Annotated in this window: 15 protein-coding genes; 3 read left to right on the top strand and 12 right to left on the bottom strand. The window is 45.4% G+C overall.

What is annotated here, in order from left to right:
• Positions 1-155 precede the first annotated feature (155 nt).
• The 3 genes from ACQ5DJ_RS26020 to ACQ5DJ_RS26010 form a co-directional block, all read right to left on the bottom strand.
• A complete protein-coding gene (locus tag ACQ5DJ_RS26020) occupies positions 156-602 on the bottom strand; it encodes a GatB/YqeY domain-containing protein (RefSeq protein ID WP_429844968.1) in 447 nt (148 codons plus the stop codon).
• A gap of 17 nt (positions 603-619) precedes the next feature.
• The gene (rpsU, locus tag ACQ5DJ_RS26015; protein WP_007727630.1) at positions 620-793 is read right to left on the bottom strand and encodes a 30S ribosomal protein S21; all 174 of its coding nucleotides are present in this window, start codon (positions 791-793) and stop codon (positions 620-622) included.
• A gap of 113 nt (positions 794-906) precedes the next feature.
• Entirely contained in the window at positions 907-1,230 is a 324-nt protein-coding gene (locus ACQ5DJ_RS26010; RefSeq protein ID WP_012685763.1) for a histidine triad nucleotide-binding protein, read from the bottom strand.
• Between the two features lie 150 nt (positions 1,231-1,380).
• On the opposite strand from ACQ5DJ_RS26010, the gene ACQ5DJ_RS26005 reads away from it, so the two are divergent.
• Positions 1,381-2,763, top strand: coding sequence for a UDP-N-acetylmuramoyl-tripeptide--D-alanyl-D-alanine ligase (locus tag ACQ5DJ_RS26005; RefSeq protein ID WP_429844967.1), 1,383 nt, complete (start codon positions 1,381-1,383; stop codon positions 2,761-2,763).
• 49 nt (positions 2,764-2,812) lie between these two features.
• Here the strand turns inward: ACQ5DJ_RS26005 and ACQ5DJ_RS26000 are convergent, their stop codons facing one another.
• From ACQ5DJ_RS26000 to ACQ5DJ_RS25960, 9 genes are all read right to left on the bottom strand, one after another.
• The gene (locus ACQ5DJ_RS26000; RefSeq protein ID WP_429844993.1) at positions 2,813-3,373 is read right to left on the bottom strand and encodes a histidine phosphatase family protein; all 561 of its coding nucleotides are present in this window, start codon (positions 3,371-3,373) and stop codon (positions 2,813-2,815) included.
• 39 nt (positions 3,374-3,412) lie between these two features.
• Positions 3,413-4,543, bottom strand: coding sequence for a TolB family protein (locus tag ACQ5DJ_RS25995; protein WP_429844966.1), 1,131 nt, complete (start codon positions 4,541-4,543; stop codon positions 3,413-3,415).
• A gap of 108 nt (positions 4,544-4,651) precedes the next feature.
• Positions 4,652-5,491 (bottom strand): sugar phosphate isomerase/epimerase family protein, encoded by an 840-nt coding sequence (locus tag ACQ5DJ_RS25990; RefSeq protein ID WP_429844965.1) that lies wholly within the window; start codon positions 5,489-5,491, stop codon positions 4,652-4,654.
• Positions 5,492-5,498: 7 nt separating this feature from the next.
• Positions 5,499-6,482, bottom strand: a complete 984-nt coding sequence (locus ACQ5DJ_RS25985; protein ID WP_429844964.1) for a DUF6005 family protein — start codon at positions 6,480-6,482, stop codon at positions 5,499-5,501.
• Between the two features lie 32 nt (positions 6,483-6,514).
• Complete coding sequence (gene asbD, locus ACQ5DJ_RS25980; protein ID WP_429844963.1) at positions 6,515-6,781, bottom strand: petrobactin biosynthesis protein AsbD; 267 nt, start codon at positions 6,779-6,781, stop codon at positions 6,515-6,517.
• Positions 6,778-8,022, bottom strand: a complete 1,245-nt coding sequence (locus tag ACQ5DJ_RS25975) for an AMP-binding protein (protein ID WP_429844962.1) — start codon at positions 8,020-8,022, stop codon at positions 6,778-6,780. The genes asbD and ACQ5DJ_RS25975 overlap by 4 nt, the downstream gene beginning before the upstream one ends.
• Position 8,023: 1 nt before the next feature.
• Positions 8,024-9,889: an IucA/IucC family protein gene (locus tag ACQ5DJ_RS25970; RefSeq protein ID WP_429844961.1), complete on the bottom strand. Its 1,866-nt coding sequence runs from the start codon at positions 9,887-9,889 to the stop codon at positions 8,024-8,026.
• A 40-nt stretch (positions 9,890-9,929) separates the two neighbouring features.
• Positions 9,930-11,735 (bottom strand): IucA/IucC family protein, encoded by a 1,806-nt coding sequence (locus ACQ5DJ_RS25965; RefSeq protein ID WP_429844960.1) that lies wholly within the window; start codon positions 11,733-11,735, stop codon positions 9,930-9,932.
• A 216-nt stretch (positions 11,736-11,951) separates the two neighbouring features.
• Positions 11,952-13,079, bottom strand: a complete 1,128-nt coding sequence (locus ACQ5DJ_RS25960) for a D-alanine--D-alanine ligase (RefSeq protein WP_429844992.1) — start codon at positions 13,077-13,079, stop codon at positions 11,952-11,954.
• 235 nt (positions 13,080-13,314) lie between these two features.
• On the opposite strand from ACQ5DJ_RS25960, the gene ACQ5DJ_RS25955 reads away from it, so the two are divergent.
• Both ACQ5DJ_RS25955 and ACQ5DJ_RS25950 read left to right on the top strand, forming a co-directional pair.
• Positions 13,315-13,806 (top strand): hypothetical protein, encoded by a 492-nt coding sequence (locus ACQ5DJ_RS25955; protein WP_429844959.1) that lies wholly within the window; start codon positions 13,315-13,317, stop codon positions 13,804-13,806.
• A 102-nt stretch (positions 13,807-13,908) separates the two neighbouring features.
• The gene (locus ACQ5DJ_RS25950) at positions 13,909-14,097 is read left to right on the top strand and encodes a DUF4177 domain-containing protein (protein ID WP_429844958.1); all 189 of its coding nucleotides are present in this window, start codon (positions 13,909-13,911) and stop codon (positions 14,095-14,097) included.
• The last annotated feature ends 93 nt before the right edge of the window (positions 14,098-14,190 follow it).

Here is a 14,190-nt window from a genome sequence, read left to right as displayed (position 1 = left end):
CTTTCCTTCTATCAGCTTCAACGTATGTGCAATAAGGTATACGAAAGAGTAGGGCAATTGTTTCATATTTATTTCACATCTTGGAAAAAAAGAAAAAACCCAACCTTTACAGGTTGAGTTTTTCTGTTCGTATCTATATGAGGTGTTACTCGCGTCTACGATGGTAGTTCCTCAGATACAATCTTTTGCACGAGGTTTCCGTCTGCTCTGCCTTTCACTTTCGGCATGATCGCACCCATCACTTTGCCCATCTCCTTTTTGGAGGAGGCATTGGTAGCTACGATACCTTCCCGAACGATATCACGAATTTCTTCTTCGCTAAGCTGAGCGGGTAAGTAAGCGGAGAGCACGTCGATCTCTTCGCGCGTTTTCGAGGCAAGTTCCACGCGGCCTGCCTTCTCAAATTCGTGGAGGGATTCACGGCGTTGTTTTAACTCACGAGTCAAGATGGTCAGCACTTCGTCTTCAGACAAAAGTCTGCCCTTGTTAATCTCTTCGTTCTTTAATGCGGCTTTCACCATGCGAATAACAGAGAGTTTTAGAGCAGCTCTGTCCTTCATTGCTTGCTTCATATCTTGATCGAGTCGCTCCATTACACTCATGATGAGCCCTCCGTCAATTAAAACTTGCGTTTGCGAGCTGCTTCGGATTTCTTCTTGCGCTTAATGCTAGGCTTCTCAAAGTGGCGACGTTTACGCAGTTCCGCCATCACCCCGGATTTTGCGCTTTCACGCTTGAAGCGGCGAAGTGCGCTATCCAAAGACTCGTTTTTCTTGACTCGAATTTCTGCCATTTGTCTTCCCTCCCTCCGCTAAAACCGTGGGACGCCTGAGTCGAACGTACGAACAGACTGTCACACTTCATTATAGGATAGATGACTAAAGAAGGTCAACCTTTAGTTCAATTTTATTCGTAAAAACCGGACAACAGGTGATAATGAATGTGGAAAACCTCTTGTCCACCCTCTTTGCCGCAGTTGTTAATCAGGCGAAAACCTGGCAACTCCAGCTTTTTCGCCAAGAGTTGTGCTACATGGTGGATATGCCCGATCAGCGGCAGGTCCTCGGCGCTTACATCCATGAGCGTGGGAATTGGCTTACGCGGGATGATCAACAAGTGAACGCGTGCTTTTGGTGCAATATCGTGGATGACAATGACGTGCTCATCCTCATACTCGATACGAGCAGGAATTTCACCGTCCATGATTTTGGTAAAAATACTTTTTTCCATGGGAGTCTCCTTTCTTCCTCTGTATGTGGATCGTTATGTATGTAAGAATTGATCGTATCACATTCCCTTACTTTTGTCTTGCGGCGCTACCTAACGCATGGTAGCATGACTTCGAGGTTGAAACTGGATTACAAAAAGGAGTTCGTGCAGATGAAACCAATTGCACTGGATCAGGCAGCACTCAACGCAGAAGGGATTTTGCTCACTGGTTCCCCAGGGCTTGCCTTGTCATCCGTTCACTTTGATACCCGCGAGCTGACTGCGGGATCTTTGTTTGTAGCGCTGACAGGTGGCGCACGGGATGGACATGATTTTTTGTTACAAGCAGCTGAACAAGGAGCTGTAGCTGCAATCGTTTCGAATCAGGAGAAGATTCCTGCGAACTTGCCAAATGATTTTGGGTTAATTCTCGTCAATGATACACTGCGTGGCTTTCAAAAGCTGGCTGCCGCTTATCGGAAAAGCTTTTCGTTCCCTCGCATCGCCATTACAGGAAGTATCGGGAAAACAACCGTGAAGGACATCGTGGCACATGTACTTGCGAGCCGTTCGCCCGTATACAAGACGTATAAAAACTTCAACAACCACATCGGTGTGCCTTTGTCGTTATTGCAGATGGAAGAAAAACATCAAGCTGCTGTACTGGAGCTCGGGATGAACCACGCCGGAGAAATCGATCTGCTCGCTTCGCTGGTCCAGCCAGATATTAGCGTGATTACATTTATCGGAGAGTCCCATATTGAGTATTTTGGCACGCGTGAAAAAATTGCTCTCGCAAAGGCAGAGTTGCTTCCTCATACCGCTCTTGACGGACTCGTACTGCTCAACAAAGATTCCGAATATCTGCGATTAATAGCCCATCTGTATCCGGGTGAAATCATGTTCTACTCTGTTAATGAGAAGGCGGATATTTGGGCGGAACAAATCGAAACGGTTGAGGGTGGGACCCGCTTCAACGTGTGCTTTGCTTCCGGGGAGCATTTCGAGGCATACCTGCCGTTGCATGGCCGCCACAGTGTCCTAAATGCACTGCCTGCTGTCGCGATTGCCAAGAGGCTCGGAATGGATACGGAGCAAATCGCTTACGCCTTGTCCACCGTTCAGCTCTCCGCCATGCGGTTTGAGCAAATTACCTCCAAGCACGGTACTGTGTATATCAGTGATGCGTACAATGCCAGCCCTGTCTCCATGGAGGCTGCCGTACGGACGTTTGCTGAGCTGTACCCTGAGCGCGCAAGAGTCGTCGTGTTAGGTGACATGTTTGAGCTCGGTCCAGAAAGTACGGCGATGCACGCGGGCGTCGGAGCCTCGATTCAAGACATCGCTGAGCGCTTCGAGCTGCTCGTGACAGTCGGTGAGGATACACGCCATCTCCATGATGCTTACACGGGGAATAAGCTGCATTTCGCCACAAAAGCAGAGGCAATGGCTGCTCTACTGCCGCTGCGGGATGAAAAACATGCATTTTTGTTCAAGGCTTCCAAAGGTATGTCATTATGGACGCTTATTACTGATCTGGAAGGTCACGAATAAACGAAAGAAAACAGCCGCCTCTCGTATGAAACGGGAGACGGCTTCTTTTTTAATGCTTGTCCTTATCATTCCACAGACGTTCTACCTGGATCAATTGATCTTCCTCAAAGCTTAGTTTATAAATATCGGGCATCGAGGTCTTTTTCCAAAAGGAGAAATCGTACGATGGATCGTAGAGATTCATGATGATCGTCATGATGTTTCCGTGGATGCCAATCGCGACTTTTTTGCCTCGATGGTGATCCAAAACTTCCTGCAAGGCAGCGAGTCCTCTTTCTCCCACTACTGCATTCGATTCTCCCCCTGCGTAAGCGAACTCACGGTTTCCAAATACATGCTCGACAGCCTGAACAAAATGCTCAAAACACTCTACCCAAGCACCTAAATCGCGCTCGCGAAAATCCGGTTCCAGTTTGATTTCCCGATTCGCTTGCTTCGCAGCAGTTTCAATTGTCTGGACGGCTCTTGCATAAGGACTGGAGACAAACACGTCAATTTGTTCCGCTTGCAAGATTTCTGCTACACATTGCGCATCTTTCCATCCCTTTTCAGACAATCCGCGCTTTTTCTCCTGATCCTGAATGTACGGCGATTCTGCGTGGCGTATCATGTACACATGTGTGATCACCCTTGCACCTCGATTGAGAAATCATCGCAGTTCAATGACATTGTTGGAAGGACCCAGCTTTTCAGGCGAAAAATCGCTATAGTGGATCGATGCGAGATCAGCTACGTAGTACGACTTCCCGTCCTTCGCCCAGCCAATGATACGATGATTGTCACTTAAATTGTAGTAGCCAGGCATTCCCTTGTCAGGAGAACCAAATGGATAGCCGCATTTTGTGATTTGTTTGCACGATTGAATGTACATATACGAATCTTGAGAATTGGAAGTACGAGAGTGCTGTTCTACTGCCATCTGATGTCCTGATGGCGCCCAAACAATCTTGTCCAAGTGTCTCTCAGTGAACACAGGATCCTTCAAATTGACCTTTTTCCCTGTCTGCAAATCCAGCATGTATTCTTCTGTAGTGGTTCGCATATAACGGTAATTCATATCGTTGGAGTAAGAAGGGAATGTGGTCATATTGTGATCGTATTTCAGACCAGTCGGTAAGTCCAACTCCTTGTATGCGCTTTGTGTTTTGTAAAACAGCTTTTTCGAATTGGGCACCCAGTAATACATTTCTTCTTCTGATCCACTCGGCCATTCATACTGGTCATTCTTTTTCATTTTGAGTGTTGGTAGGTGCTGCAAGATCAGGTGACCGCTTACTTTGGAATTGGAAGAAAGCATGTCCATCCGGGTGAACACCATGTACTGTTCATCCGGTGAAACGGAAAAATCAAGGACGGGATACTGAGCTGCTGCCGGGACGAGTACCGTTTTTTTGCCGTCTGGCAGACTGAGCTTTACGATACCGCCATTTTCACGAACGTAGAGTGAGTCTTGCTTCGGCGACCATTTGCCATAGCTGGATAACTGCGTCATCCTTTTTGTTTGCATATCGTACAAGTACGGTATGGTTCGGTCTGTCTTCCCGTATCCGATCCGTTCACCGTATACAAACCTGCCCGATGGCGACAAGCTAGCCCGGTGAATCAAGGGCATGTTCGTCACGGTTTTTGTCACTTTTCCATCTACCGTTACTTTATAAATGACGACTGGCTCTGGCTTACGAGGGTCTGCCTTCACAGGAGCAGAAGCATTGATTTGTCCAGGGACAAGGATGCCAAGCAAGGAAATTAGCAAGCATGAGAGCAATAAACGTTTTTTCATCAAGGGTCCTCCTAAAAAGTGATCAATACGTTGACGCTCACTGGAGGCACTTGGTTTCTTTTGGAATAAAAAAGATCGGAAGCAATCCCCTCGCTTCCGATCTTACTTTCACTTACGGACTAACAGCATACCCTTCCTCAGCCATTCTACCTCTTCAGCTAACACAAGCTTCGGATTTTGACCAAACCATTCGATAGAACCAAAATAATCCGTATCTGCAATCTTCTCTAAAATAGGACCATAATCTACAGCACCCTCACCGAGTGGTACCATTCCCTCACGATCGCCGTTAGGGGCATATACATTATGCGGAGCAAAAACCGGCAAATGATTCGATGAAGAGATATTTTTCAAATGATAATGAGCTACCCACGGCTTCAATTGTTCGTAGCTGTCGATTGGATCAGCACCTGATTCCCAAACGTGCAGAAAATCAAGATTAACTTTTAGTGCAGGATGATTGACTTCCTGCAACAGAGCAAGTGTAGAACTCATAGAATCCGTGAGCGTATTCGGATGTGTTTCAACCAAAAGCTGAATTCCGTGCTCCTGACACATCTGACATAAGATGTACAAATGATGTATATAACGTGCACGCTCTTCTGGCCCAACTTCTTTACTCGCCTTCTGTCCAGCGAACGTCCTGATTTGCTTCACATGTAGCCAATTCGCCAGTGAAATGAGTCTTTTGGCTTTTTCCAGTGTACGTTGAAATCCAGATGAAGTAGCAATATCCAGATAATCGCTAAGCATGGAGATACTCATGCCTTGATCCCTGAGCACTCGTAGCTGTTCCTCCATCTCTAATCGATCATGTTCGTACAGATCATGAGCGTGGGTTCCCCACAATTCAATTCCATCAAAATGATGACGATGAGCAAACCGAACAATTTCCGCAAACGAAATCAACTGGTGGCGAAAAGTGATTGTGCACAATGAGAGTTTCATTTGACCTTTACCTCCACCCTTTTTCGTCTACAGTGACGAGGTTTTTATCCATTTGGGTCCACAGAATAAACTGACGTTCTAACTCTTTTTTCACTTCAAGTTCAATCAGATCAATCTCTTCTAGCACCTCGATAATCGGAGGTAACAACGCCATATTCTTGGTCATCGCCATTTTGACAGACAAGTACTGCGCTGTCGTAAACCCCTGGTAGATGTCCTCCACTTTATAGGCAATGCGCAAAAACTCATCACGATGGTATTGCAGGTAATCTTGCAGATATAGGAATGCATACTCGTAGCTGTATTTACGGATCGCAATCACCTTCACCTGAGTCACTGCTGGGAGTAACATGTCCAAGTTGTATTCATTGCGCCCTTCTGCCATGTCTGTAATCAATTGCTTCAACTCAAGGGTAAAAGGATTATGATCAAGTTTGAGTGCTGCGTAGAAATAATCGTGAATCATTTCATAGGTTGGTTCCTTAATTTCACTCGCATCCACCATAAAGCCGCCACCAAACGGATTTTCCAAGAAGGCTTTGATCACCGTTTCCTTCTTCACATTGCCTTCCCAACGAAAATCCGGGTCAAACATAAACCACTCGTCTTCATTCTCCGTCTTTGAAATCATCAAAAAATGCGGGAATGGCTTCAACGCAAATTTATTATCTCGTTCTGGAACCAGCGACATGTCTATCTGAACAAGGATAAACTGATCCTCCGTACGCTTATCAATTAACGTTAAGAACATGTCCAGATTGGAGGCTTTATCTTTGGAATGATCGTACCATTCCGTTACGTTCGCTCGAAAAAGTCGTTCATATCCCTTGATAATCTCCTCATGGTTATCAATGTAGTACGTTACCACACCTTGATCTGTTATGGAGTACTCGGCATCCCATATGCCAAAGTAATAGGGACGATAATCAATCTTTGTGCGGCGCTTAATCACTTCGCATAGGCATGAAATAATGCAATGAACCTTAACCATTCTGTATCCCCCACTCGATGTTTGTGTAGACGCTAATTCGTTACATGCTGCGGTTCCAGTTGTTCAACAAAGGTAAGCAGTGATCCGACAGTTTGGAAGATTCGTGGATCTAACTCATGAGCAGGTACTACCAATTTCAAATCTTCCTCGATATAAACAATCAGTTGTAACAGCATAATCGAATCAATATGTAGATCCTCATTCAATCGCATAGACTCCTCTAGCGAGAGGATATGCGATAATTTTAATTTTTCGGTCATGATCGTATGGATTTGCTCGATTCTCTCTGTTCGTGTCATTTGCTGATCGTCTCCATTTCTACTAATCGACGGCTGATTTTTCCTGTGGCTGTCTTCGGAATGCTCGTCACACATTGGATTTCGAATGGGACTTTATAGCCTGGCAAACGATCTTGGCACCATTCCCTGATTTGTTCAGGAGTAATTCCTCCCTCTGTAATAACCTGCGCCTTCACAATCTCTCCCATGACCGGATGACGTCCACGATACACAACCACTTCTTTTGTCCCACTCATTTTCAAAATGACGTCCTCAACCTCTAAAGGAAATACCTTTAAGCCAGAGACATTTATCACATCATCCATCCTTGACAGAAATTGAATATGTCCTTCTCCTGTCCAGAAACCTAAATCCTGACTCGCTATTTCGTTCTGCCCAATCCGAATGACTATTTCCGCAGGCTGTTCTTCATTTTCACCTGTTGTCATGGTCACATGAGAAAGGGGAACCCCCAGATCTGTATGTGTCCGCATCTGTTTACTCATACTGACGCATCCCGCCTCGGAGCATCCATATTGTTGCATCAAGATGTCGCTCATGCCTTGCAGCTGTAAAAACAAGCCTTCTGGCATTGGAGCGCCAGATGTCATTAACCGGTGAAAACGTACCTGCTCTCGCGTAAAGCTTGATAAGATGTGATAAAAGACTGGCAGACCATAGACAATATGCTGGGGAGTATCTTGAATCACTTGCAACGCAAACTTGGGATTTTTGTGCGTCACAATCGAAGGCTTACTTCCCCGTTCCAGTGCTGCCAAAACTCCACATATCAATCCATACGAATGTGTCACTGATGCCAGAACGATCGGGGTTAACGCTTCCTCTCCCCGAAACAACTCGTTGTAGGCTTGAATTTCTGTTTGGATATCATCCCAACTTCTCCCGATTAGCTTCGCGTCCCCCGTAGTACCTGAGCTATATTGATAGAGCGATGGTTTTTCGCTCTGTTGTTTATCCGCGATGGACAAGAAGTGCTTCGTTTCCTGATAAACAAGCCCATAACATCTTGCCTTCACTGCCATTTGATAGGCGGTTTCCATTGGGGTCTCCCCATGAATTAATAACACCGAAGCGTCATGCTCACGTAAATATTGAACAAGACTAATTACGTCAAGTGGGTCAGCAATGCAGACTGCGTACCGCTTTCCTTCCGGCTGTCGAAAATGATCCATGCTTTCGAACCCTTGCTTATGTCTCTCCATTTCATGCACAGAAATCTCATTTTGATTCACAATGATCACGTTAGTAACCTCCAGCCATGGAATGAAGCCTTTTCCTTACCTCGAATAAGGGATTGGGCACTTCATGTAAATGATAGTTCTCGTTTGTTGTATACAGCTTTTTCTTGGTCAATTTCTCTACCTGCACGCTTGGAACAAACAGATCAAATCTCTTAAATCTCTCCGCCAATTCCGGGAATCGTTGTTGGTGACCCTCCAATACCTTTACGGTCATCTCCCAGAAGTGCTCTTCGGCATATCCGTAATGCTCCTCTAACAGCCGGGCGAGTTGCCCCAGATTGATCAAAAATAAAGTCTCTAACGTCAAATCTCTGACTGTTGATGTTTCATTCATGTGGAACATGACATCATCTGGCTTCGTTGCGTAATATTCATGCACTTCGGCGAAGTTCGGGCATTGGTCTGGCTCACTCAAGAACGGTTGGCAAAATATCAAATCTTCATGAAAATCCTTCAATGCTACTCGAGTAGGGACACCATCCCGATGCACCAAGATCATATTCTGCGCATGGGTTTCCATCGCAATTCCGTGTTTCACCAATATATGAACGACCGGCAACACACTGTTTTCCAATAATCGCGCAAGCCAATTTTCTAACCCTTGCTCACGAATCCAAGGATCAATGAATGGCACCCCATCCACCTCTACTGCCGCTAGCGCGTTATAAGGAACCGCATCTTCTCCCGCTTCGAGATGAGGGATGAGACTTTCTCTCCACATGCATCCAATTACCCCGAATGTAACCATCTCCACCAAGTCAGAAGCAGGGGGAGGATCGTATGCCACTGCGGCAAACTCTTGGAGCATGATTACCTTTTGCACGTCTCGTAAATACGAATCTACGTCCGTAATCCCCTTGAGCCATCTCGAAACAATGGGGGCACTTGCCAGTGAATGAGGAGTGAGATGACGTGGCGCTGATGTATTCACCACGTTGATCGAGAGTTTCAGATACGGTTTATGCGGATTACTTTTGTTAGCAAATGTTCGGATGGATTGTTGTGGACGATGAGCGTCAGAGCCTACTCCTAGCACAATAATCTCTTTGCGATGGAAATCGTCTAGGAATCCAGGCACGACATGATTTCGCCACTGCCAAGGATGGACAGGCACGAAGGCATACTGATCAGGATCGCATCCATGATTGATGATGATTTGCTGAAAGACCTCTTTTTGTTCACGCCCTATTTCACCCAAAAGAAGGTCATCGAAATTTCTCCCTTGATCAATGGATACTTGAGAATATTGTTTTTTTATCGCTAACCAAAGAAAACGAACTTCCTGCTTAAATTCAGGACCATAGGCAAAATGATCTACGTAGGTAAATCCAACACGTGATTTATAGCTAGGATGGTAAGGGTGACCATCCATCAGATCACCTTCCAGCTCATCGTACGATTTGCCCTGCATTCGAACATCATTTTGTACCCGATAGTATTGGGACAATGTATCCTTTAACAACGTTTGTTCCAAATCATTGGCAAATAGCTTCAGTCTTTGTTCATCTACAGTATTCATTCGGAAGACTTCCACTAAAAAACGAGTGAGGGATATCGCCTCAGATTCTTGCTGGGCAACTCCGCTTTGATCGTAAACAACACGAGTAACGGGGTCTTTCCCTAAACGAACAAGCCCAAAACTAGCGCTCCTCCGCCCTCGGCAACGATAGCGAACTGCCAAATCACCCTCATCAAGCCCATGTAGGGTGTAAATCGTCTCTTCACCCTCTTGCAGAGTCTCAGGAATTACAATTCCCTCATATAACAAAGACTCTATACATTGTCGAAACACCCTTCTTCTCACCTGCACGTACTGTGTCGAGTGAAGTGCTTCTTCAATCGAGAAATCCACTAAAGTTAACTCCATACCTTATCCTCCAAATCTCTTCAAGCTAGATGCTAGTAAGCTATCCAAAAGCATGCAACCCTTCCTTTTCGGTCTGCTTTACTTTTGTTAAAGGATTATCTATGTAAACAAAAACAGATGATCTCTCTTCCGGTTGGGTTAATTCATCCAGATCATAGAAGCGCGTGAGCAGATTCGCCTTACACGGAAGCTGTTCGCGAGTAAGTAGATTCTCTAGAAACTTCGACGCCTCACGATTCATAGGTAAAAATTCCGTCAAAACCTCATGCATCTCTGCCAATAAAATTTGTTCATCAATTAATCCTTCCGTTCCAAATCCATTAATGAGTCCAAACATATGGTTAAAAATCATGTAGTACGTGATTCGCTCATCTACAAGATGGTCTTTGTAGATGTTTCTACTCACCTTGCCAATCCCAGGCAATTCTGCCTCTAACACTTCTTGCATTGATTCTGAGAAATAGTAGCCTTGATTATCACGATAATAGAACTGATCGGGGTATCCGTCTTTCAGAGTGACAACACTATTCTGTTGATGGGCTTCCAAGCCGATTCCGTATTTTAGATAGAGCCATACCATTGGCTTCAAAGAAATATCTACATACCGCTTAAACCATTCCAAACTAACTACTTCCAGTGTCTTTCCTTCTTTTTGTGCCAGATAGTGAATGATCGTTGCCAACCTACTCTTGTACCCAGGAAGTGGATCTTGCACGAGGGCAGCAATTTGCGTGACTTGCCGAGCATGACTATCCATAAAGGGATTATCACGCAGGATTACTTCAAATCCCGTTTCTTCCGCCTGATCCAACATGATCGTGATGTAAGCCGGATCAGAGATAAAACCAAAGCCTGGGTATTTGCGACTTACCTCACCAATCCCTGTTTCAAAAAGTTGCTTCGCCTCTAAACCAATCTCCATCTCACTTAACTTATTGATCCGTAAAGAATTCGTAACTTTGATTGGGACGGACAGCTTGAGCATGTAATTCTTCTCAGGATGATAAACCGTTCTGAGAGAAGAGGTTACCATATACTCCTCACCCACTGGCCCCAGGTAAAGAAGCAACCCGTTCTCGATTAAGGATTGAACGGCTACCTGCTCAAGCAACCATTCTGCTTGAAGCGGATGAATCGGGACGATTGAAAATGATGGATCGACATCAGATATCGAAGGAAACTCACCCTTCAGTAATTGCGTAGCGGATTCTGTTAGCCCAGATTTTTCGTGAACAATCGACGGATGGGCAGCAAACAAGTGGAGTTGAAACTTCCCGCAACACTCCGGTGCATACAACGCTTGCTTGGCCTCAGGAATTCCTTGCTGACTCTTCGGTGTTGGATGGAACAAGTGTCCGAACAAAAGGGCCTGCTCTGCTTCGATGAAGCTTTGTTCCACTCCATATAAAATCTCCGCATTACTTTGGCGAGTTCGAACAAATTTCTCAATGCTTTGGCAGCTCTGAATCATGCGCAAGACTAATTCATCTGGAACTGCATTTTCCCCATGCTGAAGCGTTAGTTCTTTAATCAAAAGAACCGCTAATGTCAAATAGTCCGCCTGAACGAAACGTGTACAGTCACCACTTCGATAGCAAGCTGGATAATGAAACAAATGCCTGCCTGTCACCGAATGATAGTTGACACCGACATAGAGGGAAATCCCCTGATGCGGGAGTTCGCAATGAAGGTACTTTCCTGTTGTACTCGGCTGTATGATTTTCGTTAGCTGCTTAGTAATCTCGTCTTTCCGATCGATCCACTCGCCCCTACCTGTTTCTCGGAGATAACAATTGAGAAAGCTCTGCATCGTTGCATGCTCTGCGATATGCTTGACTACGAACATGTTACCTCTCCTCTTGCTTGATCCAATTTTTTATCCAAGCATTATGACTTACATAACTGGTAAAACGTCCCATAAATAATGTAAACGATTATCATTCTCATTTCAAGCAATAATATTCATCTTGTACAGTTAGAAGAGATAGGCTGACCAAAATTCGTTCCTCCCTCCTACATAAAAAGAAAAAAGATGCCGATTCATCAGCATCTTTTTTCTTGATTAGTCCAACTCTTCCGCATCTACGACATTGCGACCTTTATCCGCATGTCGCTCGATACCGAGTTGCACCAGACGATCGATCAACTCGCTGTAGCTCACACCCGCAGCTTGGAAAAGCATTGGATACATGCTAAACGGCGTAAAGCCTGGCATCGTATTCACTTCGTTGATATAGAGCTTGTCGTTTTTCTCATCCCAGAAAAAGTCTATACGGGAAAGGCCAGAGCCATCGAGTGCTTGGAAGGCCTGCTTGGCTATATCCGCGATTTGTTCGGATACATGCTCGGGAACGATCGCAGGAATGGAAAGCTCTGTTCCCGCCCCTTTGTACTTGGCTTCGTAATCGTAGAATTCTTTAGCGGCAATGACTTCCCCAACGACAGATGTCATCAGCTCTTCATTCCCCAAAACGCCAATCTCCAACTCACGTACTTGAACGAACTCTTCCACAATCAATCTGCGGTCGAATTTGGCAGCTACCTCTAATGCGTGTTTGAGCTCTTCACGATTTTTCGCTTTATTAATCCCTACGCTAGAACCCATATTTGCCGGTTTGACGAAACACGGATAACCGAGTTCACGCTCGATCCGATCCATGACAGCGTCCTGGCCTTTTTCCCATTGCGAGCGTAGAAAACCTACATATTTCACTTGCGGAAGTCCAGCTTGTGCAAAGACGGTCTTCATCATCCATTTATCCATTCCGATAGCAGAAGCCATTACTCCGGTTCCTACGTACGGGATATTCGCCAATTCCAACAATCCCTGGATCGTCCCATCTTCGCCAAATGGTCCGTGAACCACAGGGAAAACAACATCTAATTGCTCATTCATAGCAAACAGCGGCCCTGGCTTGCTTGTGACTGCCAGCTCTTTCCCTGTCTTTGTTGCCTCGGTAATGGCTGGCGTTTTTGCCGATAAGCGCAACGCTTCGATCGTATCCGGCAGTTGACCTGCCAGTGTTTCTCCAGTCACCCACGAGCCATCCAATTGAACGTACACAGGGGTTACCTCATATTTATTTGCATCCACAGCCTTCATAATGGACATGGCCGTACGCAATGAAACTTCGTGCTCTGAGGATTTTCCTCCATAAATAATGCCCAGTCGAATCTTTTGATTTCCCATCTGTGTCATGCTCCTTTCCCCTCCGTGCGAAACCGGAGAGTCTACCCAGTTTCTACTCTCTCCTATGCTATGCAAAAGCCCAACATCTGCTCTATTTTACCGGGCCGAGCCCGTCATTTAGCATACACAAACCAAACGCCAAAAACAAGAGAAGCAAGTATCACCTGCTCACGTTTTTTCTCATACCATATAAATAAAATTCCTGTCATGGAGCTATTTTTCTGGAGGGATTTCCATGAGAGATTATTTGTTGTACTGCACATATTGCTCTTCTTACACATTATTGCACAGCTATGATAAGGAAAGCGGATCATTCTTAGGGGAATACTCCCTTCTGCATAACAACTACACCCGAGACGCAATCGTCTTGAACAAATTTCTCCTCGCCCATCTCGGTCACACCATCCGTACCATTCCCTCTAAGACGGATGACTACCGCCATATCATCTGCAATGCCTCCCATTTTTTAGAGAATGATATTGACAAGTACGTGGAGGAAAGTCAGCAGCGGGCTAAGTTCAAGGAGCGTGATCGGAAAAGCGAACGGGAAATTGGTCAGGTACAGCTATTTTTGGTCGAGCATCTCTTGACCCACGAGCTTCAGAACTTAAGCCAGGCCCGCGCTTCTACCCCCGCCGAAGGACAAGTCTTTTTAGGCAAGGAGTTGGGATTCAAGCAGGCTCTCGATCTCGTCAGGCGTGTAAAAAATGACAAGCAATTGTCATGAGCACTTATTTCTTTATTCGAAATGATTCACATTCTTTTGCAACTCTTTCCGCTCGTCGCGCGTATAAAAAGAGAGACGATGATACAAGCGGGGGGAAAGAACATGTTTGAATACAAATTCGTCCGAGTTGAGCTGTCCTCTTTTCGACGCCAACCAAAAGAAGATTATCAGACCGTTATCCACGAGCACGCCAAGGAAGGCTGGCGTTTGGTGCAAATCTTTGCTCCAAGCATCGGTGGCGACGGTATGGCCAAATACTTCGAATTGATTTTTGAAAAACCAGAGTCTTAAATCAAACTAAAGCCGAAAAGAAAAACAGCGCCGTATGAATGAAGTGCACCCCTTAAAGTAGACATTGGAAAAACCCCTACGGTTTACCGATGA

This window comes from Brevibacillus sp. FIR094 (genome assembly GCF_050477165.1).
Classification (GTDB): Bacteria; Bacillota; Bacilli; order Brevibacillales; family Brevibacillaceae; genus Brevibacillus.
Note: the sequence above shows the minus strand (reverse complement) of the source record. Positions and strands in the feature narration are given on the sequence as shown.